Raw genomic sequence first — 23270 nt, 5'->3', positions numbered from 1 at the left:
ACGTGTGAAATCTTTTAATCAGCAACATCTTTCGACCCAAAGAGACCACTCGGTCGATAAAACTCTCCCCGATCCGAAGTCGCCCGAAAACATGCCGAACTCCCGCCAGGCAGGACCTGTGTCACCAACCAAACGAGCGCACGGTAAACATGAAGTACTAAGAGTGCGTTCCCTTATCGTTAAGAGGTACTTGATATGAACGGTGCGGCAGCCATCGGTGATGGCATATTTCAGATTCCTGTCCCGATCACGGACAACCCGCTCGGGCACACGCTCGTCTACGCCATGGAATCCCCCGGCGGACTGATCTTGGTCGACGCTGGTTGGGCTGACGACAACGGCTGGCAGGGCCTCAACGCGGGGCTCGCCGAGATCGGACATTCGGTGACCGACATCGAGGGCGTTGTGGTCACGCACTTCCATCCGGACCACACCGGACTGTGTGGACGGGTCCGCGAGGCATCCGGCGCCTGGATCGCCATGCACGAGGACGACCACTACCTGTTCGATCAGATGGCCACTGCGCGTAACGAGGAGTGGATGACGTACCAGCTCGACAACATGGAACGTGCCGGAGCGCCCGCAGCTGACCGTGATGCCTTCCGACTGGCTGCCGCGGGTGAGTCTCCGGTGGGCCCCGAGTCGGCTCCCGACCGCCTTCTCGCGGACGACGAGATCATCGCACTCACCGGCCGAGGCCTCCGCGTTGTCTACACCCCCGGCCACACGCCTGGTCACGTCTGCTTCTACCTCGACGACGCCGACGTCATGTTCACCGGCGACCACGTCCTGCAGAAGACGACACCGCACGTCGGCAACTTCGTGTACCCCCTCGACGAGCGTGACGCCCTCGCCGACTTCCTCGACTCGCTCGCACGAGTGCAGAACATGAACATCACCCGCGGTCTCGGCGCTCACGGCATTCCGATCGACGACGTCGGAGGTCGCGCCGGCGAGCTGATCGAGCACCACCAGGAACGACTCGATCACCTGCTCCAGGAGTTCGCCGACGACAAGCTCACCGTGTGGGACGTCGCGGCAAAGATGAAGTGGTACAAGCCGTGGGCCGAGATCTCCCCGATGGGAAAGACGATGGCGCTCTCCGAGGGCGCAGCTCACCTTCGCCATCTGGTTGCCCGAGAGCAGGTCTCTCAGGTCCCCGGCTCCGAGCCCGCGCTCTTCGCCCGCTCGATCTGAAAGATCAGGGCCGACAAGCACTCCGCTCGTCGGCCCTGATCTCTATTCCGCTTCGGCCTGATCGACTATTCGGGTCGACGCCGATCGCGGGACCACCACCACCGGAACCGGTGAGTACCGCACGATCTTCGCCGCCTGACTGCCGAGGAACACCCGCGCCAGTGGACCTGCCTTGCTCGAGCCGACAGTCAGAACGTCACCTCGGTCCCACTCGACGCCCTCGAGCGCCTCGGCCCAGTTACGACCATGGCTGATAACCGATTCCATGACGTCGGGAATTTCGGGCAGTGCACGCACGCGCTCGAAGGCAGCGTTGGTCTCGCGCTCGACCACCTCGGCCCACTCGGAGATGATCGGCGAATCTCCCTCGGTCCCGAGCGTGGTCGTGTACTGCGCGTTCGCACGAACTGCAAACGCCGCCAATCTGAGTCCGGCATCGACACGCGCAGCCACAGTCGCGGCGGCGAGCACCAGATCGTCCTGATCGGGTGTGCCCGAGTACGCGGCGGTGACGCGGCGAACCACCTCACCGGGCTTGCTTCGAAATCCCCTCGGCGCCAGCGCGACCGGAACGTCGGAGCTATGCAGCAAGCGGGAGGTGACACTGCCGAGAGCCACGTGACCGAACACCCCGGCCGTAGACGAATCCAGGACGATCATCTTGGCTTCGTGCTCGTGAACAAGATCGAGCAGGCCACTCGACGTCGACTGCGCCTCATGCACGACATAGGTCACGTCGACGTCCGAGGGCATGTCGGCCCGCGCTTTCGCCAGCGCCGCTTCGGCTTCGGCTCGCAATTGCTGGTGGTATTCGGCGTCGACACGCGCCATTCCGGGCGGTGGCGGCGAGGGTATCACCGCGCAGATCACCAACGGTTCACCGGACGAGCGCGCCAACAGCGTTGCCAGATGGACGGTTCCGGAGCTGTCACCGTCGGGTGCGTATCCCGCGAGCAGCGTCATGACTCGGACTCCGATCCCAGTTCGGCGCGGTTCTTCGCCCCGAGGCGCGAGTGCTTCATACCGTAGGCGAAATACCAGATGATCGCGACGGTCACCCAGACGAGGAACACGTAGATCGTGACGGTTCGGAGGTCCTTGATGATCCACAGGCAGCCCAGGATCGAGAGGATCGGTGTCACCGGATAGCCGGGAACTTTGAAGCTGCGCGGCAGGTCCGGGTCACTGCGCCGCAGGATGATGACCCCGACCGAAACCACGAGGAACGCCACCAGGGTTCCGATGCTGGTCATTTCGGCGAGGAAGTTGATCGGAATGAAACCGGCCAGAATGCTGATGACGACGCAGACGATGATGGTGTTGGGCACCGGCGTCAGAGTCCGCGGGTTCACCTTGTGGAAGATCGACGGAATCATGCCGTCGCGTGACATCGCGAACAGGATGCGGGTCTGACCGTAGATGACCACGAGCGTGACGCTGCAGATCGAGATCACCGCACCGGCGGCCAGAAGCGTTCCCGGCCAAGTAGATCCGGTCACCTGTTCGAGGATCGCGGACAGTCCGGCTTCCTGACCTTCGAACGATGCGGAATCCTGTGCACCGATCGCGACGGCGACAACGGCGATGTAGATCGCGGTGACGGACACAAGTGCAATGAGGATCGCGAGAGGGAGATTGCGACGAGGGTTCTTCACTTCTTCGCCGGCGGTGGACACAGCGTCGAGGCCGATGTACGAGAAGAAGATGATTCCGGCGGCGGACATGACGCCGCTGAATCCGAACGGTGCGAAGTCGGCGAAGTGATTGCTGTTCCATCCGGCGATGCCGACCACGATGAAGAGCAGCAGAATCGCGAGTTTGATCGAGACCATGATGGCGTTGGCCTTGGCCGATTCACTGGCGCCGCGAATGAGCAGAATACCGCACAGGCACACCAGGATCACTGCGGGCAGATTGATGATGCCGCCCTGCTCCGGCGCTTGTGACAACGCGTCGGGAATCTGGAACCCGAAGAGGTTGCCAAGCAGCTGGTTCAAGTATTGCGACCATCCGACGGACACCGCCGCGGCCGAGACTCCGTACTCGAGAAGCAGACACGCGCCGACGGCCATGGCCGGAAGCTCTCCGAGCGTCGCGTAAGCGTAGGAATACGACGAGCCCGACGCTGGGACAGCTCCGGCCAATTCCGCGTAACAGATCGCCGTGAGTCCCGCGACGATACCGGCAACAACGAAGGAGATGATCACTGCCGGACCGGCAACCGGGACCGCCTGCGAGAGGACGAAGAAAATACCGGTGCCGATCGTGGCGCCGATGCCGAACATGGACAACTGCGCCAAACCGATACTGCGGGTCAGCTCACCGCCGTTGGTATCTGCGCCGGTCTCCTGGTCTATCTGCAAAGCCGGCTTGCGCCGAAGTACGTGTTTGACGAGAGTAGCCATCGACGCTCCTCTAGAGTGCCTGGTAGGAAACTGTTGTATCCTCATACTGCACGTAAGTGTCCTGCGACACAACAGTTGGAGCAAAGTTGCACAGCTCACGCCAACCGTCCGGTCTGGAATGCCCGGATCGTGAACCACCTTCGGAGAAAACGGGGAGATCATGACCGGACCGACCATCACCGTCGACCTGCGTCGTATCGAACAGAATGCGCGCGTCCTCGTCGAAGCGTCCAATGCCAAGGGTATTGCGGTGGCGGGCGTCAGCAAATCTACATGTGGCTCCCCCAAGGTGGCGCGAGCAATGGTCCGCGGCGGCGTCGCACAGATCGCCGACTCCCGCCTGGACAACCTGGCCCGCATCCGCCGCGACGGCATCACCGTTCCCCTGATGCTGATCCGCGCACCGTCGTTGAACGAGATCGACGACACGATCCGCTACGCGGACATCAGCCTCAACTCGGAGTTGACGACGATTGTTGCTCTGGGCAGAGCAGCACGGGCGCGAGGAGTAATCCACGACATCGTGCTGATGATCGACCTCGGAGATCTCCGCGAAGGGATCCTGCCGGCGGAGGCGTTGGATGTAGTCGCCGAAATCCTTCCCATCGAGGGCATCAGACTGATCGGAATCGGCGCGAATCTCGCGTGCGTCGGCGGCATCCAGCCAACCGTCGACAACCTGTCGAATCTGGTCTACCTTGCCGACGAAATCACGAAGCGGTTCTCGATCGAACTGCCGATCGTTTCCGGCGGCAATACGTTCTCTCTGCCACTCCTCGAGACCGGAACGATGCCCGAGGGGATCAACCATCTGCGTTTGGGTGCCAGCATCGTTCTGGCCGAATCACCTACTCCCCCCGGACTGTACGAACTGCTGAACAACGACGCCTTCACTCTCACCGCGGACATCATCGAGGCCAAGATCAAGCCGTCGCGGCCGTATGGAGTCTCAGGGGAAGACGCGTTCGGCCGACGCCCCGTCTTCGACAACGAGGACAAGCCGAGCCGACGCCTGATCTTGTCCATCGGCCGCGAAGACATCTCGCCGGAAGGCTTGACCCCGATAGATCCGCGCCTGAAAGTGATCAGCGCCAGCAGCGATCACCTCCTCGTCGACGCCGGAGAAACAGGTGACGAATACCGACTGGGTGGCACGGTCGACTTCACGATCGACTACGGCGCGCTCTTGATGGCAATGACATCGCCCTACGTCGAAAAGCGCTACGTTCTGGGCACCGAACCGATCGATGCCAATGCGACCGTCGAATTGATCGACCTCGAAACTACCAGCCTGGCAAGCCATCTCCTCGATCACGGTCTACGTGAAGACATGTCCGGAATCGGTTTCGACTGCATTCAAGCCGAGAATGCCGCTGCGGATCTCACAACGCTGCCGCTGTGGCTCACTGCCGAAGCCTGGCAGAACACCAGAATTCCGATCGCCACCGAACCTGGAACCGATTTGGGTGCAATCATTTTCGCCTCCCACGGTGACATCGAACAATTGCTGTCGTCGGCGGCGGATCTGCACGGCCCCAGTTTGGAGAACACCGTCCTGGTGGGCGTCAAGAACGCCACGGTCGATCACAAGCGCGCACTCGACGAGTACGGGGTATTGCTGGTGACGATCGACGAGATCGATCGCCATGGCATGGCGGCCTTGATGCCTCGCGTTCTCGCCGCGGCGGGCCAGGGTGTGAACGGCGTCCACGTCCACTTCGATCTGGACATCATCGACGGGCGTGTTCTCGGCGTCGACGACACGACACATCTGGGCGGCCTCACATTCCGAGAAGCGCACCTCGCCGCCGAATTCATCAGCGAGACCGGCCTGACGAGATCGATTTCGATCGGCAGCGTTGCGGGAGCGGATTCCGATCCTCTCGGCCGTCAGGCGACCTTCGTCGACGGACTGGTTGCATCGCTGCTCGGGCGCAAGGTGGTCAAAGCCTGACGTTGTCGGCAGCCCTTGCGAGAATCGTTCGATGATCACGCGGAGCTCCGGTCAGCACGTATTCATCGCACTCGGCACGCCGTGGCTCGATGCCGTGGTCGCGTTTCTCGAACCCCGTGCCCGTGTCGATCCCTGGATCATGCGCGGAAAGATGGCCATCGGCGACCTGCTGATCACTGTTCTCGACACCACTCCTCGCACGCTGCTCTGCATCGAGACCGTGGCTGCGCCCTTCGACGGCACGTCGCGGATGGAAGTCGATGAACGCCCGTACGAACTCCACGGTTTGCCCACCGTTCCAGAACTCGAACAACGATGGTCCATCACGTTTCCCACGGATCCTGGGCCGGTCGACGACGCACTGGCCGACGGGATTCTCACGGCCGGCCAGTCACACTATGCGCACTACTTCGGCGACATCGACACGCTGGATCCGACGTCCACAGCTGCCCACGCCCGAACGTTGATGAACGAGCGGGGAAACTGCACAGGTTGCGGCTCACCGATGCCGTTGCGAAAGTTCAACAGCAGCGATCGCCTTCACTTTCATTCCGCATCACGGATCTTCAGGCAGGCTGAACCTGGTGACGACTACCCAGCCGTCCTGTGCCGCAAGTGCACCGGAAGGATGGCCACGTCTGGGCACACCAACTTCATCGACTACATGCTGGCGAAAAATCCACCGTGCCCACACTGCGGTGCACACAGAACCGCTCAGTGTGCCCCGGGGATGCCGGTCCATCCGTTCGATCACCTACCGTGGCTCGCCGTAACTGGCTGCGTCGTGGGACCGGACACCCCGGAATGGACGTGCCGAGCGTGCAGTCACTCATGGGGACAGATGTTCCCGCCGGATCACCCGCAGCACGACTGATCAGTTCGCGGCGAAGCCGGGAAGCCGATCGATGTCCGCGATGATCGAATACTCCGCGGCGTCACCCTGGAGGATTCGACTCTGCTCGCCGTGGACGTCGACGGGGACGTCGCCGGCCAATGTCACTCGGTGCACACTGCGCGCCTGAGTCCCGTAGTCGGCGATACCGTAATGCTGAGTCGCCTGGTTGTCCCAGATCGCCAGGTCGCCGGCCGACCAGTTCCATCGAACAGTGTTTTCCAACTTGATGATTCGTGCCTGCAGGATCTGGTAAAGAGCTACCGACTCCGACGGTTTGAGCCCGACGAACTCCTTGAAGAAGTGACCGAGCAGGAGGGTCTTCTCCCCCGTCGCCGGATGGATACGCACCACCGGGTGTTCGGTCTCGTAGATCTCACGGGTGAATTCGGCGTAGTAGGCCTGGCGCTGCGCGTCTACCGGGTTCGCCTGATCGACAACCTCGGCATAGTCGTAGGCATTGGTGTGAACGGCCCGCAAATTCTCGACCAAGACCTTGAGTGAAGACGGCAGTTGGTCGTACGCGGCGGTAGTCGACGCCCACGTGGTCGCTCCGCCGTACTCGGGAATGGTCGTCGCTCGCAGAATCGAGGCTTTCGGGATGCGGTCGACGAACGTCACGTCCGTGTGCCAACTGTTGGCGGCTCGGTCGAGCACCAACAGCTTGTCGCCCCTGGACTTCACCGTCGGATGCGGGGTGGTCTGGGTGCCGAGGGTTCCGGCGAATTCGTACTGCGACGTGTCGTCGAGATGCTGCTGCCCACGGAAGAACACAACCTTGTGCGCTGCCAGCGCATAGTTGATCGCGTAGGCGGTCTCTTCGGACAAGTCGCCGGAGAGATGGACGCCGTCGATGCGGGCGCCGATCAGCTCGCCTACTTTGTGGACGGTGATTCCGCCGGCAGCGTAGATCTGCTCCGGGGTCTGGGTGACACGTTCGAGTTCGGTGACGGACATGGCGATCTCCTGTGAGTCGGTCAAGCCTACGGGCGCGGCAGTCGTCATGGCGCTGCCTACTGTGAACACTCAATCATTTACGCTGCGGGCTCGAATACGGTTGAACTCGAGGTGATCTCAAAGTTCACCGCTCCCTCGTCGGAGAATATTGCCGCTCACTGGGACGAGGCCGTCGTCGTTGTCGTCATGAGCTGTAGCGTGCGATCTGCCGCACCAACGTCTACGGAGGACAGCATGCAACCCGAGGGCCCTGCCGAACAGATTCGTTCAACGCTCGCTCGCATCGCGCATCTTGCCGATACCGGCTCGGTCGAGGATTACGTGGAGCAGTTCACCCGCGAGGCGGAATGGAACATGCCGGCCAACCCCGATCGCGGTATCCCCGCACAGGTACGACGTGGCCGCGAAGAAATTGCTGCTGGAGTAGTCGAGCGTCGAGCCGCCGGCATACAAGGCCCGGGCACATTCACACGCCACGTCACCACGGCGATCGCCGTGGACGTGACCTCGGAAACGACAGCCCGCGCGGATGCGGTGTGGACGTTCTACGTCGACACAGCCACGTCGCCCGAACTCAGCGGCGTCGGGAGCTACGCGGACGAGTTCGAACTCGAAGACGGGCGGTGGCGACTGTCGCGACGAGTGATCTCGCGCGGCTGACGGTCAGTCTTCTTCGCCGGTGATCGCCTCACACCAGTCTTCGACCTGATCGATCCCCTCTTCCGTCCATTCCGGGCTCATGTCTTCGAGTGCATCGAAGACCACCTCGCAGGTCAGCATCTCTGGTGAACCCTCCGACCCCGCTGCCTCGGTTCGCTCCGCAGACGCTGTCGCAACTGGGCCGGCGGCCAGCGCAACAGCCATCGCGCCTGTTCCGACCATCGCTTTCACACGCATCGGTTCTCCTCCTTCACTCTCGCTTCGGTCCTCGGGGTACCCGACTCGCCCCGCCCTACCCATCCCCGTCACTCATGTCCGACTTTCGGCGCCGACGGCATAGACTGAGCTCGTCGCCACCACGCTCTCGCAGCGTCGGGGCGACAGATACACAGTTGGATCAGAATCGGAAGGCATCCCATTACAGAATCTCCCGCTCCGCACGACATCTACTTCGTACCCCCGGAGCAGGACAGCCCCAATCCCGTGGAACCGGCGTCGGCCGCGTCACGCGCACGGATGGGCGAGCTACCCGAGACCGTCCGATTCAAGAATCGTTTTGCCCTCGCGATCACGACCACCACGCCGCTCGAAGCGATGGTCGAAGATCTCCTCTTCATCCGCGACATCCTCGACGCCGCAGGAATCGAGTATCTACTCGTCCGCGGAAACGACGAGCGCCCGGTCATCGCGGTCAGCTGGACGGAACGCAAGAACCTGCGGCAGGCACTTGTCGAGGGATGCGCAAACGCACCCTTCTATTCCAAAACCGTCGACGCGAAGAAGAGTCCAGCGCTCCTTGTCGCGGACGGTGCCCTGTCGAAAACCAACAAGTCACGGATCTTCCGCTTGTTCCGTCCGAGGGTTCACGTCGCAAGCGGTATGAACTACGGCGCGAACATCGGCGTTCAGATCGAATTGTGGTCGATTTCCGACGAAGAAATCGTCCTACCCGTCGAGAACTCACTGACACGACGAACCGTCCTCCCCGAAGAAGCTGTCCGAGGAACCGTCGAGCGATTCGGCCGGATCTGGCCGACCATCGAGAACATGTTCGCCGATCATGCCTCCGATATCAGCTTCGATATCGATCTTGTCTTTTCCTGGGTCGACGGTTCTTCCAAAGAGTTTCAGGCTCAGCGCGCCAAGCGCATGCAGAACTACATCGTCGGCGAGGGCGACGAATCAGAAGCGCGCTTCCGTCAGATCGACGAGCTCAAATACGCACTTAGATCTATCCACATGTACGCGCCGTGGATCCGGCGGATCTTCGTCGCAACCGATTCCGATCGTCCGGACTGGCTTGCCGACGATCCGCGAGTCACGTTCATGCCCAGCGAAAAGTTCTTCGCCGATCCAAGTGTGTTGCCCACCCACAATTCTCAAGCTGTCGAGTGCCAGCTGCACCATATTCCGGGTCTGGCAGAGCATTTCCTCTACTCCAATGACGACATGTTCTTCGGTCGCCCCGTCGGCCCTGACATGTTCTTCTCCCCCGGTGGGATCAGCATGTTCATCGAGGCCGACACCAGAATCGGATTGGGACACAACGACAACGACCGCAGCGGGTTCGAGAATGCGGCCCGCGTCAACCGCCGTCTGCTGCAGGACCGCTTCGGTCTGATGACCACCAGACATCTGGAGCACGCAGCGACGCCACTACGCAAGAGCGTGATGGCCGAGATGGAACGCGAGTTCGCCGAAGACTTCGCGGCCACTGCAGCAAGCACCTTCCGCGCGAGTTCCAATATCTCGGTGACCAATTCGCTGTACCACTACTACACGCTCATGAGTGGACGGTCGGTGGTGCAGAAGTCCGCCGCCGTCAAATACGTCGACACGACGGTCAAGGCCGGTTTGCGCGACATGGACTCACTGCTCGCCAAGCGCTCCATGGACTTCTTCTGCCTCAACGACGGCAGCGCTCCGGAGATCGATCTGGAACTTCGGACACGCAAGATCACGGAGTTCCTGGAGAGCTACTACCCCATCCCGGCGCCCTGGGAAGCCTAGACGAAACAAGGGCCCAGCCGATTTCGGCTGGGCCCTTGCTACTTCGGTCGATCAGCGTGCTGTCACATGCTCCCGTTGCACCGGAATGGGCAGACCGAGATTGTCACGCAACGTCGTTCCTTCGTAGTCACTGCGGAGAACACCTCGATCCTGCAGCAGCGGCACCACGTCGTCGACGAACTCGTCGAGGCCGGTCGGCACAAGGTGCGACCCGAGGATGAACCCATCCGAACCGTCGTTGCTGACAAACGAATCTATTTTCTCGGCAACCTGCTGCGGTGTACCGACGATCGGTCCACGCTCGAACTGATCGATCACCACTTCGCGCAGATTCAACTTCTTGCTCTCCGCTACCGCGCGCAGTTTTGCGACGGTCGCGAAACGATCTTGGTGAATGAAGGCGCGGCCCTGGATGATCGGCGGAGCCTCGGGATCCGGAGCGATATCGGGTAGTGGTCCTTCGGGGTCGTACTTCGACAGATCGAGATTCCAGATCTGTTCGAGCAGAACCAAAGCGGTCTGGCCGGTGACCTGCTGGTCGCGAATCTCTCGGTACTTCTCGATCGCATCTGCCTCCGAGGTGCCGAGAACAAAACTCGCCGACGGCAGGATCTTGATGTCACCCGGGTCACGTCCGGCCGCAACGGCACGTGCTTTGATATCGCGATAGAAATCGGCCGCCTCGGGCAACTGACCGTACGGTGAGAAGATCGCGTCGGCATTGCCGGCAGCAAAATCGCGCCCCTGCGGCGACACCCCGGCCTGCAGAATAACCGGGCGCCCTTGCGGGCTACGCGGCACTGTGAATCGGCCGTTCACGTCGAAATGCGATCCATGAAAAGCGAATTCACCGGCATCCGGTCGCGCGAGAAAGCGCCCTGATGCCTTGTCGGCCACGATGTCGTCATTGCGCCACGAATCCCAGAGTTGACGCACCAGCGCTACGGTCTCCTCCGCACGCTCGTATCGTTGCGCACGATCCAGGTATCCGCCGCGACGAAAGTTCTGGCCGGTGAATGCGTCGAACGAGGTGACGACGTTCCAGGCGGCACGTCCTCCGGACAACTGATCGAGCGTCGCGAATTGTCTTGCCAGCTCGTAAGGCTCGTTGAACGTGGCGTTGATGGTGCCTGCCAAACCGAGGTGTTCGGTCACTGCCGCCAACGATGCGAGCACGGTGAAGGTGTCCGGCCTACCGATGATGTCCTGATCGAAAATCTGTCCTGCACGCTCACGAAGGGCAAGGCCTTCGGCGAGGAAGAAGAAGTCGAACTTCCCACGCTCGGCGGTTCGAGCGGTGTGTTCGAAGGAATCGAACTCGATCTGGCTGCCCGCCTGCGGATCCCACCATGCAGTGTGATGGTTGACGCCGCCGAGGTAGGCACCCAGGATGACCTGCTTACGCTTCTGAGAACTCATGAAAATGTATTCCTCGTCTGTCAGGCGGCCGGAGTACCGGCGGCGTAGCGGTTGGGAACGTCGATGGGTAGGCCAAGGAGTCCGCGAAGATTCGTCTGCGGATATTCGGTGCGGAATACGTTGCGTCGCTGCAATTCAGGCACCAGCTCACCGGCGATGGCGTCGAGGTCGTCCACGACGACGCCCGGCCGCAACCGGAAGCCGTCGATTCCCAACTGCTGCCACCGGAGCAGAAGATCTGCCAACTCAGCCGCGGTGCCGGTGAAGGTCAGCGCGTCCGAACGGTATTCGGCGCCGGCCTGCGCGTCGAGGCGAGCGAGCCGTTCCTTTCCGGTTTCTTCCGGAGCATCGAAGAATACGACGATGTCGGTGAAGACCCGAAGCGGTTCGCCGGTGCGCTGCACGTGTTCTTCGGCTGCTCGCACTTCACCCAGGATTGCCGTGACCTGCTCGTCGTCGAACGGCGTCACGAACACCAGATCGGCCGTCCGCGCCGCCAGCTCGTACGCGACCCGCTGATGAGCCAATGCGGTGACGACGGGATGCCCCTGCGGCGGGCGCGGAGTCACCGACGGTCCACGGACCGAGAGGTACTTTCCCTCGAAGTCGATGTAGTGCAGCTTGTCCCGGTCGATGAATCGGCGCTGCTCCACATCACGGATCTCGGCGTCGTCCTCCCAACTGTCCCAGAGTCTCCGGACGACGTCGGCTGCCTCCGCAGCTTCGTCGAACAGCGCGCGCACGAAGTCCGGGAGGACGCCTGAAACGATCGACTGACGGTCGGCATCGGTGAGCGCTGGGATGTCGCGGCGCCCGAACTGTGCTGCCTCGGATTCCGACGCCGAAACCTTCACCTGCCATCCGGCGCGACCGCGCGAGGTGTAGTCCAGCGTGGCAACGGCTTTGGACACGTGAAACGGCTCAGTGTGAATGGTGGTGATGGTCGGGATCAAGCCGATGTTGCTCGTGATCGGTGCCAGTCGGGCGGCCACGAGATGTGCGTCGAGCCGAGCGCGCACCCGGTCAACCGCGTCGTCGACAGGCTCGAGTGGGTTGGCCGGCACCGAGAGACTGTCCTCGATGGTGACGAAATCGAGCAGACCACGCTCGGCGATCGTCACCACGTCAGTCCAATACGACGCGCTGAACAGCTCACTCGGGCGCGAGTGCGGCTCTCGCCAGGCCGCTGGGTGCCAACCGGTACCGTCCAGCGCTACGGCGAGATGCAACGGAGCAAGATGAGAAGAAGGGGTGGAGGTCATCGGCGCATACTCCTGTTCGAGAACTACTCGGGAGCGCACAGTGCCGACCGCAGAAACCGTCAGCACCCGACTGACGGTTCTCGTGGCGACTGCCGCTTGCGACACGCACCGCGCGTATCGCCAGGTGTGATTCCGGGGCACCCCATCGGCATGAAGGGTTGCCGTCCAGCTAGCCGGTCCTTGTTGCTGGAGCTCTGCACCTACCTCGACGGTAGTGAGTACGCGACCGCCCGGCAATCACCCGGAACTGCGCGTGGGTGCCGGAAACCGCCTGCGACCTCAGATGATCGAGCGTGCCGCCTTTTCGCTCTCGAGGATTCGAATGCCGGCAGCACTGAGCCTCCGGGCACCCTCGGCCGCGTCGACGGGCTCACCGACCGTCACGTGCGCACCGAGTGGAACGACCGAATGAACAATTGTCTCGTCGTACACGTGCACCAGATTGCACCCCTGAGCCCCGTCACGACCACGCTGACCACCGACTTCCACGTTCAAGTCCTGGGTGTAACACGTCGACGACGCCACGGAAACCGGAATGCCGGCGAACGTCGCCGTCGTCGAATAGTGCAGGTGCCCGGCAAGAATCGCCCGGACGTCGCTGCCACGCAAGACGTCTGCCAACCGGGACTGATCGCGCAACTCCACCAGAACCGCGAGATCCTGAATGCACGGAACCGGCGGATGATGCAGCGCCAGAATTGTTCCGTCGGGCGCCGGCACCGTCAATTCTGTTCGTAGCCAGTCTAATTGACGATCCGAGATCTCACCGTAGTGATGACCGGGAACCGACGAATCCAGGGTGATCACCCGCAGTCCGTCAAGGTCGTAGACGTTGTCGACGGGATGATCGGTGGCGTCCTCGCCCAACAGCAGAGATCTGAACGTAGGGCGGTCGTCGTGGTTGCCCATCGCCCAGACGACCTGCGCATCGATCTCGGCCGCCACGGGTTCCACGATGGCTTTCAATTCCGCGTATGCGTCGGGGTGTCCCTGGTCGGTCAGGTCGCCGGTGAATATCAGTCCATCCGGGCGTGCGCCCGAGGCCACGATCCCGCTGAGCACTTCCCGCAATCTCGTCGACGCATCCACGGCGTCGTACAACTCCCCCTGAGCCACCAGATGCGTGTCACTGAGGTGCACCAGGAAATGCTTCGGACGCGGGTACTCGGCATTCCGAACGCTCATCGGTCTCTCGCTTCCGCTTGCCGACGCGTAGGCGCCGGTGCGGCACCTACTGATCGTCGAGACTAGTCAACCGACCAACAGTGACTGATCGGGGCACACCCGACGAACACGAAGCGAACTCCCGCGGCGACCCTCGGGATCGAGTAGTTGAAGCTGCGAGTAGTGTGTGGACAGTGTTGTTCCTGACCAGTCGGCGTTACGTCGACCTTCGCCTGCAGGCGAGCGCAATGTGTACGCGCTCGCTCTGACCTGACGCGTACCAGGAAACATTTCTTCGAATCTGCCCGGCCTCTGGTGCCGCGCTGCGTTTCGCTCCCTTGATTTTCGAAAGGCATAGTCATGCCCAGCTCCACCTCCACCGGCGTGCCGGAAAAGTCCACGTCCCGTTTTCCGTCCTGGGCGACGGCATTCGGACCGCAGATCGTCGCCGGTCTCGTACTCGGTGTCATCATCGGTCTCGTCGCCCGGGCAATGCCTGATGCAGCCGACGGCAACGTCAACTGGTTGGTCGGCACCGTGCAGACCATCGGTTCGAGTTACGTCAAGCTGCTCACCGTTGCGGTTATCCCGCTGGTGTTCACCGCCATTGTCAGCTCCATCGCCAACCTGCGCCAGGTCGCCAATGCAGCTCGCCTGGCCGTGCAGACCTTGCTCTGGTTCGCGATCACCGCTTTCATTGCTGTGATCATCGGCATCATCGTCGGCCTGATCACCGATCCCGGTTCACGGACCGATGTCGCCGCCGAAGCAGCAAAGGAACCCAAGAGCTCCGGCTCGTGGTGGGCGTTCATCACCGGACTGGTTCCGAACAACTTCCTGGGGCTGGGCGCAAAGACTTCCGTCGCCGAAGGCGTGGCGACTACATCGCTGAGCTTCAACGTCCTGCAGCTGCTCGTCATCGCCGGCGCAATCGGCATTGCTGCACTGAAGATCGGCCCCAAGGCTGCGCCGTTCCTCGAGTTCAACGCGTCGCTGCTCGCGATCGTCCAGAAGGTCCTGTGGTGGATCATCCGCCTTGCCCCGATCGGCACCGCTGCGCTGATCGCCAACGCTGTCGCCACCTACGGATGGGATGCGATCGGGTCGCTGGGCGTCTTCACCGCCGCCATCTACATCGGTCTGGCGATCGTGTTCTTCGTGGTCTACCCCATCCTGATTGCCGCACACGGCCTCTCGGTTCGAAGCTTCTTCTCCGGCGTCTGGCCCGCAACTCAGCTCGGATTCGTCTCGCGCTCGTCGATCGGCACCCTGCCGTTGACCGAACGCGTCACCGAACGCAACCTCGGCGTTCCGCGTGAGTACGCCTCGTTCGCCGTTCCGCTCGGTGCCACCACGAAGATGGACGGTTGCGCCGCAATCTATCCCGCGATCGCGGCGATTTTCGTCGCAGGCTTCTACGACGTTCCGCTGACCTTCACCGACTACCTGTTGATCGTCGTCGTCTCGGTCATCGGCTCAGCGGCAACGGCCGGAACCACCGGTGCGACAGTCATGCTCACACTCACACTCTCCACCCTTGGTCTTCCCCTGGCCGGCGTCGGACTGCTCCTCGCAGTCGAACCGATCGTCGACATGGGCCGTACCGCAGTCAACGTCACCGGCCAGGCACTGGTCCCGGTCATCGTCGCAAAGCGTGAGGGAATCCTCGACAAGGAGCGCTTCGACGCTCCCCGCAACGGTGACCCCTTCGCCGAGGAACTTGTCGACGCGTAACCCTCGATGACTACAGCAGCGTCCTCGCACCTGAGCAATACGGTGCGGGGACGCTGCTTTTCACCCCAGATTTCACCCTTACCGAAATAAACCATTTGGTCGTTATGACCAGTATGCTCAGCCGGCACAGCCCTCCGAAGTGGAAGGGCTGCCCAGTTGAACACGAGGTCACATGAAGCTCCGCCGTCTGGCATTCAGCGTCGCAGGTTGCGCCGCAATCACTCTGGTTGCCGCGCCCGCCGCTCAGGCATCCACGGTTTTCGATTTCCTACCGATCGAGATCGCACGCATGATTCCGACTGGCTCTGCCGACGCAGTCCAGCCGTTCCTTCCCCCGGTCTTCGCACCGCCGGCGCCGCCCGCTCCGCAAGCGCCCCAGAACCAGCCGGCGCCGCAGAACACTCCCGCACCAGCGCGGTACTACCAGAACTGCACAGCCGTTCGTAATGCCGGCGCAGCTCCGTTGTACCGGGGCCAGAACGGATACGCCCCGCATCTCGACCGCGACAACGACGGCATCGCCTGCGAGTGATCCAACGCTCGGGTTGTGGTGCATCCACAACCCGAGCACTGTTGTCGAACCGTCAGACGCCCAATGCTCGGGACAGAGTCGGCCACGCCTTCGGCAGTCGTTCACGCCAATACGCCCACGCGTGCGTGCCGTTCGGCTCGTAATCCACCTGCGCCGGAATCTTCAGCTCCTGCAACCGCGCGTCGAACATCTTGGTGCAGGCGTGGGCGGCAACCTCGATGCCGCCGCCGATCACCAGACGCTCGAGCAGTTCAGGAGTCTGCAGCGTCTCGTCGGACCCGGGACGACCGTTTGCAGTCGACACGTAGATTTCCTTGCCACGCAACTTCTCTGCGTTGATCAACGAATCGTGTGCCTCCCACTCCGGTCCCCCTGGCACACCCCAGATGTTGGCCGGATCTCCGCTTCGAGACGATATCGTGGCCTGGACGGCAGTTCGGCCGAGCGGATCCATCGTGGAATAGCAGCCGCTGAATACGGCAACGCCGCGGTACATGTCCGGAAAGCGTTGGGCGAGCATCATTGCGCCCATCGCGCCCATGGAATTGCCGGCAATCGCGTTGATTCCGTTGGTCTCGAGTCGCGCGTCGATCAGCGGTGGCAACTCCTCGGTGATGAAGGTTTCCCACTTGTGCAGTCCCAGCCGCGGATCCGGATTCTCCCAGTCCGAGTACAGGCTCGCGATTCCGCCATTGAGCATCACGACGTTGACGTTCTTGTCGGCGAAGAACGCCGGGGCGCCGCCGATCGTCATCCATCCGCTGCTTTTCTCTCCGGCGTCGACACCCTCGAGCATGTACAGCGCTGGGCGCGGAACCGAATTGTCAGCGGGTAGCAAAATCTCGACGCCGACCTCGCGTCGAAGTGCAGGCGACGCCACCGTCAGCCTGATCGCCTGTGGTGCGGTCACCTTCTCGCCGACGATGGCCGGGACGACGATGTCGTCGCGCAGGTCCGGTTTGGGGCCCGGATCCTCCTGAAGTGGTCCCGGGATCGTCGACCCCGAGCTCACGCTTCCCTCGACGCTGCCCAGACTTCCCGAACTACCCGAGCTTCCGGAACTCGGCGCTGCCGTCGACAGTCCGCCCAATTGCAAAGAAAGTGCACAGACGGCCAAACACACCGCACCTGTGCGCGCAGATCGAATCCACGCACGCCGCTCAGTCCTCATGAAACTCCCAAACCAGTCAAAGATGATTCCGTGAACATACCGTGCAGTTCGGACTTTCTTGGACAAACGACCACGACAAGATCTGTCGGTCGCCGCTACTAGGCTGGCCCCCGTGCAACCGGATTCAGTCAGGGCCCTCGACCTCGACCGAATTCGCGCTGTCGTGGGCACAACCACCTACGAACGCGGACTTACCTACCTGCGGCAGAATGCAGTCGAATCCATCGCATGGAACGACACCCCTGACACCTTGACCGGCGCCGTGGCGGGGACCGCGCGGGAGCCGTACACCTGCACAATCTCGATAAGTCACAGCGCGGCCGGTGCTGCCACATTCACGCGTGGCATCTGCACGTGCCCCGTGCGGATGAACTGCAAACACGTGGCCGCGTTGGTACTCGCAGCGGTGGCCGAGGCGAACACGACGCCACGACAACTCGGATGGGACCGCGCGCTCGAGGAGTTGCTCCGACCAGACCTGGCCGGCCGCACTACACGTGGACTTGGCATTCAATTCACCACCCGAACCAAGGGCGCATCGACAAGGCTCATCATCAAACCCGTACAACCAGGAGCGAGAGGGTGGATCTCCGGCGGGCTCGCCTGGAACAAACTCGGAAGCACTTTTCAGTTCCCCGCAGATCACCTCCGGGTTCTACGCGACATACATCTCCTCCACAGCGCCGGCAACTACTACCGAAATCAAAATGCCGCGGAAATCGATCTTGCCGGGTTCGCGAGCCCGCAACTCTGGTCGCTTCTTCGTGAGGCCATCAGCGTCGGCGTTTCACTCGTTCACTCGAAAGCCGGCCTCGGCAACATCTCCCTACTCTACGACGCCAACATCTGCCTCGACGTCCACGGAGCGGAAGACAACAACCTCCGTCTCACTCCCCGAATTCAGACCGATGGGCACATCGTGACTCATTCCGACTGGGGACTGGTCGGCACGCCGGCACATGGCGTCTTCGCGCTCGACGCCGCCAACGCGATCACTCTCGCACCACTGCACACGCCGATAACTCACCAATTGAGGCAGTTGATCGACTCCGGAAAATCGGTCGACATACCCGCCGAGCATCGGGATGCATTCACGTCGCGGTTCGTGTTCAAACTCGGAAACCTCGCTCCCGTCATATCTTCCGACGGTGCTTACAACCCACCGACTGTGTCCGGTCCTCGGCTACAACTGATGGCCACTTACGCGGACAACCACCGCATCGACATCGAATCGGCATGGAAGTACACCGTCGATGCCGACGAACTGATCATTTCTACCGCAGACACAACCACCGACGAGTCCGAGATCCGCAACCACGTTGCCGAAGATGCCATTGCCAAGAGCCTCGGTGCGGCCGCGGCGAAGGCCACTCTCGCGGGAACTTTGACCGGCCTCGATTCCATGCAGTTCACACTCGACCTCCTGCCCCAACTCGAAGCGCACGACGCCATCGACCTCACGGTTGCAGGAACCCCCGCCGACTACCGGCCTGCAGACGACGCTGTCGTGATCGGCCTCAGCACATCAGCCCCCGACGGGGACAGCGGATCCGACTGGTTCGACCTCGATGTCACCGTCGATGTTGCGGGACAAAGCGTTCCGTTCACAACACTGTTCTCTGCTCTGAGCAAGGGCGAGACTCACATACTGCTACCGGACGGCGCCTTCTTTCGGCTCGACGCACCTGAACTACTCGGCCTGCACCGTCTCATCACCGAAGCGCGGTCGCTACTCGATCGGCCTACCGGCAAACTCGGGATCAGCAAATTTCAGGCCGGACTGTGGGAAGAATTGACGGCGCTCGGAAGGGTCGAACATCAAGCAGCAGCTTGGAAGAAGCAGATCGCAGGATTGCTCGGCAGTTCGGGCATCGATCCCGTCGAAGTCCCGGACACGTTGACGGCAACGCTACGTCCCTATCAGGTCGACGGATTCCGTTGGCTCAATTTCCTCCGACTGCACAACTTGGGCGGCATACTCGCCGACGACATGGGCCTGGGCAAGACCCTGCAGACCCTCGCAATGATCTGCGCTGCAAGGCAATCGAATCCAGCCGCGCCTCCCTTTCTGATCGTCGCACCCACCAGCGTCGTATCCAACTGGAAGTCCGAAGTGGCGAAGTTCGCACCGACCCTCCACACTGCTGTCATCACGGACACGCTGCGCCGCAGAAAAACCGATCTGGCCGCACTCGTCGGCGGGGCGGACATCGTCGTGACGTCGTACGCTCTCTTTCGCCTCGACACCGATGCGTATTCCGCCGGCCGCTGGTCCGGACTGGTACTCGACGAAGCCCAATTCGCCAAGAACCACAAGTCCAAGGTCCACCAGTGTGCGAGGGCGGTGAACGCACCGTTCAAACTCGCGATCACCGGAACACCCATGGAGAACAATCTTCTGGAGTTGTGGTCGCTGCTCGCGATCACTGCACCAGGACTGTTTCCCAGCCCCACCACCTTCACCGATTTCTACCGCACTCCCATCGAAAAAGACGGTGATGCAGAACGATTGGCGCAACTGCGACGACGCGTCAAACCGCTGATGGTGCGGCGCACCAAGGAACAGGTGGCTGCGGACTTGCCGCCCAAGCAGGAGCAGGTACTCGAGATCGAGTTGCATCCGAGCCATCGCGCGATCTACGACACCCACCTGCAACGCGAACGGCAGAAGATTCTCGGACTGCTCGACGACGTCGACAAGAATCGGTTCACGATCCTGCAATCGCTGACGCTACTACGCCAACTCAGTCTCGACGTCTCGCTGGTCGACGAGGAAAGCGGACCCGTCCCATCGGCCAAGGTCGACGCTCTCGTCGAGCAACTGGACGACGTCGTTGCGGGCGGACACCGCGCGTTGATCTTCAGCCAATTCACCGGGTTCCTTGGTTCTGTCCGCAACCGACTCGACGCGGAAAAAACTGCGTACAGCTATCTCGACGGTTCGACGCGCAATCGCGGTGAAGTGTTGGAGGAGTTCAAGTCTGGTGCAGTCCCCGTCTTCCTGATCAGCCTCAAGGCTGGTGGCTTCGGCCTCAATCTCACCGAGGCCGACTACTGCTTCATTCTCGACCCCTGGTGGAACCCGGCCGCCGAGGCACAAGCGGTCGACCGTACTCACCGCATCGGGCAGACACGAAACGTCATGGTCTACCGCCTCATTGCCAAAGACACCATCGAAGAGAAGGTCATGGCACTCAAAGCCAAGAAGTCGGCATTGTTCTCGAATGTCATGGACGCCGAAGGCACACTGGGCACCGGACTCGACGCCGAGGATCTTCGCGCGCTGTTCGAGTGAGGTGCCTATTCGGTCGAACCGCACCTACCCGCTCACGGTAATGTGAGTCGCGAACGGACAACACAGAACTCCCGAACGAAGAAATCCACTTCGTTCGAACGAGAGGAACCTGAATGGGCGTCACACTTGCCAAGGGCGGCAACGTATCTCTGTCGAAGGCCGCACCCAATCTGACCAAGGTCGCAGTCGGTCTCGGCTGGGATGCACGCAGCACCAGTGGTGCCGACTTCGACCTCGACGCCAGCGCGTTGGTCACCGGCCCGGAACGCAAGGTCCTTTCCGACCTTCACTTCGTCTTCTACAACAACCTTCGCTCGCCCGACGGATCCATCGAGCACACCGGCGACAACCTCACCGGTGAAGGTGACGGCGACGACGAGGTCATCAACGTCGACCTCCCGGCTGTACCGCCCAACGTCACCAACATCTTCTTCCCCGTCTCGATTCACGACGCCGATGCGCGACTCCAGTCCTTCGGACAGGTCACCAACGCCTACATCCGCGTCGTAGATCTGTCGAACGGCTCCGAACTGGCACGCTACGACCTCTCCGAAGATGCATCCACCGAGACAGCCATGCTTTTCGGTGAGCTCTACCGCCACAATGGCGAATGGAAGTTCCGTGCAGTCGGACAGGGATACGCATCCGGACTCGCCGGAATCGCCCGCGACTACGGCGTGAACATCTGATCTCTACCGGTACACGAAACGGGGTTCGATTCGGCATTGCCGGATCGAATCCCGTTTCGGTTGTCTGTGTCGACGCGCGAGTTAACGCCGCAAGATCGCCCTCGCGAGGTGAACAGCCCAGGGCGAGTCCGCTTTGCTGCCGAACTTCCCCAGCTCGTACCCCGTAGCGCCGATCAATCCGAGCACCTCTACGGTGCTCCCGGACGTGTCACGTCTGGAAGTCTGAGCTCCAGCCATCAGGATGCTCGACGACCGAATCGACTCCAGCGCTCCCGCGACGAAACGATGACGATCCGCCGGCGACATGCCGGCGGCTACGGCAAGGAGGACAAGGAGTTCCACCGCCCTCTGCGAGCCGCCGGGCGCAACCGGAACTCCCTCGACGATCACCGACCACGTCATTGACGTGTCCCGCTCTGCCGACTGTCCCCGCTTCGTCAGAACAATCTGCCCTTTGTGCTTTCGCACCAGGCCGAACTTCTTGAGCACTGCGAAGAGTGATCGCCCTTGGGGAAGGTTTACAGGTCCCAGTTCAGGTTCGTCGAGCATCGCGTCGACCGTCGTGAAGAAATCATCGGCACCGATCCCTTCGACACCGATCAGAGCCAGAACCGCTTGAATGCGTTGGCCCGCCTCGACGTGGACCAACTCCCCGATTGCCGACTGATCGTCAATGCCAGCGCGGGCGAGGACCGCATGCAGTTCCGGGACTCGCGAAGGTCCCAGGCATTCGACGAGCTTCGCAATGTCGTACGACGCAGCGATCTCGTCCGGTCTAGGACTATGCAGTCGATTATTGACCTCAGCGATCTCGAATCGTGTCGGCTCGAAATCAGTTTGTGGCCATTCGAGGGTCCATTCATGGGAGCGCAGCTTCTCCGAAGCGAGAACACCGAGGAGTTGCTCGTACTCGTCAGGTCCGACGCATTCCTCCGGCGGACAAGCACCGCGACCCGCGGCACACACAACTTGGAACCCTTCGGGCAGTACTTCGGAAGATTCAAGTGTCAGCGTGTGGCGCCAGTTCCCGAAGCGTCCGTAGCGATAACTGATTTCATCGCCAGGCGAGACCATGACCTCGTCCAGGCGTACCGCGGACTCTACGATCGCCGCTCGGCCGGCCCGACGCTGCTCGGCGTTGCTCCCGGAAGCTACGTACTCTTCGACCTCGCCGGGAAATCGGCTGCCGGACTTGGACCACGCGTGCGATTGACGGTCACTCCACCCCATTGCCCGTTGAACCACCGAATGCAGGTCATCCAGATTCAGATCCGACGCGACGAGGATTCGTCGCCAGATCTGAGTGGAAACATTGTCGACACTGATACGTATCGCGTATTGCGCCGGTACCGCGCGCCTCTTCGAACGCAACGATCGCGCAATCTGAATGCCCCCACGCCCTCCGCCAGCTTCTTGTACAAACCTTTGCAGTTCTTCAGGTTCCGTCGGAACGAGTCGCAAATGCGACACCCTCGAGCTGCTCAACCCCACCATGAGACTCAGCCTAGGCCAAAGTGCTAGGGACGAAGGCACAAAATCGGAGAGTACTTCGGACTTATGAGACGGTTCACAATCTATACCTTGGCTAACAAGTCGCTATGTGCGTCGGCGACGGCATCGTCCTCGCCCAATCCCTGCCCTGATGGAGTGAACGTACCGTTCCCCTCGTTGAGGAGGGTGAGAGTGCCGTTCACTCCATGCCGGGGTGCCGGCGGCGTGCCCGCCCTTGATGGTGCGAACGGTACGTTGGGTCGATCTGAGGCGACGAAAGTGCTGTTCGCTCGAAGTCGGGGGTGCCGGCGGCGGTGCTTTCGGGTGTTGGTGGTGGTGGGGTGTTTTGGGTACGAGAAAGCCCCCCAACCAGTACTGGTTGGGGGGCTTCTCTAATGTGTGTTCGGCGGTGTCCTACTCTCCCACACCCTGTCGAGT

At 61.6% G+C, this 23270-nt stretch carries 18 protein-coding genes and 1 riboswitch; of the genes, 9 read left to right on the top strand and 9 right to left on the bottom strand.

Features of this window, described 5'->3' with window-relative positions; translation table 11 throughout:
• The first annotated feature begins 195 nt into the window (after window positions 1-195).
• The gene (locus tag P3G66_RS25855) at window positions 196-1197 is read left to right on the top strand and encodes an MBL fold metallo-hydrolase (protein ID WP_276117310.1); all 1002 of its coding nucleotides are present in this window, start codon (window positions 196-198) and stop codon (window positions 1195-1197) included.
• Between the two features lie 42 nt (window positions 1198-1239).
• Here the strand turns inward: P3G66_RS25855 and P3G66_RS25850 are convergent, their stop codons facing one another.
• Window positions 1240-2160, bottom strand: coding sequence for a universal stress protein (locus P3G66_RS25850; RefSeq protein WP_276117309.1), 921 nt, complete (start codon window positions 2158-2160; stop codon window positions 1240-1242).
• Window positions 2157-3602, bottom strand: a complete 1446-nt coding sequence (locus tag P3G66_RS25845; RefSeq protein WP_042447958.1) for an amino acid permease — start codon at window positions 3600-3602, stop codon at window positions 2157-2159. The genes P3G66_RS25850 and P3G66_RS25845 overlap by 4 nt, the downstream gene beginning before the upstream one ends.
• 160 nt (window positions 3603-3762) lie before the next feature.
• On the opposite strand from P3G66_RS25845, the gene P3G66_RS25840 reads away from it, so the two are divergent.
• Entirely contained in the window at window positions 3763-5556 is a 1794-nt protein-coding gene (locus P3G66_RS25840) for an alanine racemase (RefSeq protein ID WP_276117308.1), read from the top strand.
• Window positions 5557-5587: 31 nt separating this feature from the next.
• Window positions 5588-6430: a hypothetical protein gene (locus P3G66_RS25835; protein ID WP_276117307.1), complete on the top strand. Its 843-nt coding sequence runs from the start codon at window positions 5588-5590 to the stop codon at window positions 6428-6430.
• Here the strand turns inward: P3G66_RS25835 and P3G66_RS25830 are convergent, their stop codons facing one another.
• Window positions 6431-7405 carry a TauD/TfdA family dioxygenase gene (locus P3G66_RS25830; RefSeq protein WP_134999875.1) on the bottom strand — a complete coding sequence of 325 codons (975 nt, stop codon included), beginning with the start codon at window positions 7403-7405 and terminating at the stop codon, window positions 6431-6433. It lies immediately after the preceding gene.
• 234 nt (window positions 7406-7639) lie between these two features.
• Between P3G66_RS25830 and P3G66_RS25825 the strand changes: the two genes are divergently transcribed.
• Complete coding sequence (locus P3G66_RS25825; protein ID WP_031333638.1) at window positions 7640-8065, top strand: nuclear transport factor 2 family protein; 426 nt, start codon at window positions 7640-7642, stop codon at window positions 8063-8065.
• A gap of 3 nt (window positions 8066-8068) precedes the next feature.
• Here the strand turns inward: P3G66_RS25825 and P3G66_RS25820 are convergent, their stop codons facing one another.
• A complete protein-coding gene (locus P3G66_RS25820) occupies window positions 8069-8302 on the bottom strand; it encodes a hypothetical protein (protein ID WP_007729258.1) in 234 nt (77 codons plus the stop codon).
• A gap of 279 nt (window positions 8303-8581) precedes the next feature.
• Here P3G66_RS25820 and P3G66_RS25815 point away from each other — a divergent pair, with 279 nt between their 5' ends.
• Complete coding sequence (locus P3G66_RS25815; protein WP_020970156.1) at window positions 8582-10075, top strand: stealth family protein; 1494 nt, start codon at window positions 8582-8584, stop codon at window positions 10073-10075.
• A gap of 51 nt (window positions 10076-10126) precedes the next feature.
• Here the strand turns inward: P3G66_RS25815 and P3G66_RS25810 are convergent, their stop codons facing one another.
• The 3 genes from P3G66_RS25810 to P3G66_RS25800 all read right to left on the bottom strand — a co-directional run bounded on the left by P3G66_RS25810 (window position 10127) and on the right by P3G66_RS25800 (window position 13941).
• A complete protein-coding gene (locus tag P3G66_RS25810) occupies window positions 10127-11494 on the bottom strand; it encodes an NtaA/DmoA family FMN-dependent monooxygenase (protein ID WP_058227731.1) in 1368 nt (455 codons plus the stop codon).
• 20 nt (window positions 11495-11514) lie between these two features.
• A complete protein-coding gene (locus P3G66_RS25805) occupies window positions 11515-12861 on the bottom strand; it encodes an LLM class flavin-dependent oxidoreductase (protein ID WP_276117306.1) in 1347 nt (448 codons plus the stop codon).
• Window positions 12844-12957: riboswitch (SAM riboswitch) on the bottom strand. (Overlaps the previous gene by 18 nt.)
• A gap of 78 nt (window positions 12958-13035) precedes the next feature.
• A complete protein-coding gene (locus tag P3G66_RS25800; protein WP_276117305.1) occupies window positions 13036-13941 on the bottom strand; it encodes a phosphodiesterase in 906 nt (301 codons plus the stop codon).
• A 339-nt stretch (window positions 13942-14280) separates the two neighbouring features.
• On the opposite strand from P3G66_RS25800, the gene P3G66_RS25795 reads away from it, so the two are divergent.
• Window positions 14281-15654, top strand: coding sequence for a dicarboxylate/amino acid:cation symporter (locus P3G66_RS25795; RefSeq protein WP_003940669.1), 1374 nt, complete (start codon window positions 14281-14283; stop codon window positions 15652-15654).
• A gap of 172 nt (window positions 15655-15826) precedes the next feature.
• Window positions 15827-16186, top strand: a complete 360-nt coding sequence (locus tag P3G66_RS25790) for an excalibur calcium-binding domain-containing protein (RefSeq protein WP_003940648.1) — start codon at window positions 15827-15829, stop codon at window positions 16184-16186.
• A 52-nt stretch (window positions 16187-16238) separates the two neighbouring features.
• On the opposite strand, the gene P3G66_RS25785 is transcribed toward P3G66_RS25790, so the two are convergent.
• Window positions 16239-17357, bottom strand: a complete 1119-nt coding sequence (locus P3G66_RS25785; protein ID WP_007729245.1) for an alpha/beta hydrolase family protein — start codon at window positions 17355-17357, stop codon at window positions 16239-16241.
• A gap of 112 nt (window positions 17358-17469) precedes the next feature.
• Between P3G66_RS25785 and P3G66_RS25780 the strand changes: the two genes are divergently transcribed.
• Together P3G66_RS25780 and P3G66_RS25775 are read left to right on the top strand one after the other, a co-directional pair.
• Window positions 17470-20652 (top strand): DEAD/DEAH box helicase, encoded by a 3183-nt coding sequence (locus P3G66_RS25780; protein ID WP_276117304.1) that lies wholly within the window; start codon window positions 17470-17472, stop codon window positions 20650-20652.
• A 113-nt stretch (window positions 20653-20765) separates the two neighbouring features.
• Complete coding sequence (locus tag P3G66_RS25775) at window positions 20766-21341, top strand: TerD family protein (protein ID WP_003940660.1); 576 nt, start codon at window positions 20766-20768, stop codon at window positions 21339-21341.
• Between the two features lie 81 nt (window positions 21342-21422).
• Here the strand turns inward: P3G66_RS25775 and P3G66_RS25770 are convergent, their stop codons facing one another.
• Window positions 21423-22712 carry a plasmid pRiA4b ORF-3 family protein gene (locus tag P3G66_RS25770; protein ID WP_276117303.1) on the bottom strand — a complete coding sequence of 430 codons (1290 nt, stop codon included), beginning with the start codon at window positions 22710-22712 and terminating at the stop codon, window positions 21423-21425.
• Window positions 22713-23270: the final 558 nt, after the last annotated feature.

Source organism: Rhodococcus sp. C3V, from assembly GCF_029269915.1.
GTDB lineage: Bacteria > Actinomycetota > Actinomycetes > Mycobacteriales > Mycobacteriaceae > Rhodococcus_F > Rhodococcus_F qingshengii.
The sequence above is the reverse complement of the archived record's forward strand: the minus strand, read 5'-3'. Positions and strand labels throughout refer to the sequence as shown.

Coding starts and splice junctions, on each gene's coding strand:
- P3G66_RS25855 (WP_276117310.1), top strand. CDS start 196: ATGAACGGTGCGGCAGCCATCGGTGATGGCATATTTCAGATTCCTGTC.
- P3G66_RS25850 (WP_276117309.1), bottom strand. CDS start 2,160: ATGACGCTGCTCGCGGGATACGCACCCGACGGTGACAGCTCCGGAACC.
- P3G66_RS25845 (WP_042447958.1), bottom strand. CDS start 3,602: ATGGCTACTCTCGTCAAACACGTACTTCGGCGCAAGCCGGCTTTGCAG.
- P3G66_RS25840 (WP_276117308.1), top strand. CDS start 3,763: ATGACCGGACCGACCATCACCGTCGACCTGCGTCGTATCGAACAGAAT.
- P3G66_RS25835 (WP_276117307.1), top strand. CDS start 5,588: ATGATCACGCGGAGCTCCGGTCAGCACGTATTCATCGCACTCGGCACG.
- P3G66_RS25830 (WP_134999875.1), bottom strand. CDS start 7,405: ATGTCCGTCACCGAACTCGAACGTGTCACCCAGACCCCGGAGCAGATC.
- P3G66_RS25825 (WP_031333638.1), top strand. CDS start 7,640: ATGCAACCCGAGGGCCCTGCCGAACAGATTCGTTCAACGCTCGCTCGC.
- P3G66_RS25820 (WP_007729258.1), bottom strand. CDS start 8,302: ATGCGTGTGAAAGCGATGGTCGGAACAGGCGCGATGGCTGTTGCGCTG.
- P3G66_RS25815 (WP_020970156.1), top strand. CDS start 8,582: ATGGGCGAGCTACCCGAGACCGTCCGATTCAAGAATCGTTTTGCCCTC.
- P3G66_RS25810 (WP_058227731.1), bottom strand. CDS start 11,494: ATGAGTTCTCAGAAGCGTAAGCAGGTCATCCTGGGTGCCTACCTCGGC.
- P3G66_RS25800 (WP_276117305.1), bottom strand. CDS start 13,941: ATGAGCGTTCGGAATGCCGAGTACCCGCGTCCGAAGCATTTCCTGGTG.
- P3G66_RS25795 (WP_003940669.1), top strand. CDS start 14,281: ATGCCCAGCTCCACCTCCACCGGCGTGCCGGAAAAGTCCACGTCCCGT.
- P3G66_RS25790 (WP_003940648.1), top strand. CDS start 15,827: ATGAAGCTCCGCCGTCTGGCATTCAGCGTCGCAGGTTGCGCCGCAATC.
- P3G66_RS25785 (WP_007729245.1), bottom strand. CDS start 17,357: ATGAGGACTGAGCGGCGTGCGTGGATTCGATCTGCGCGCACAGGTGCG.
- P3G66_RS25775 (WP_003940660.1), top strand. CDS start 20,766: ATGGGCGTCACACTTGCCAAGGGCGGCAACGTATCTCTGTCGAAGGCC.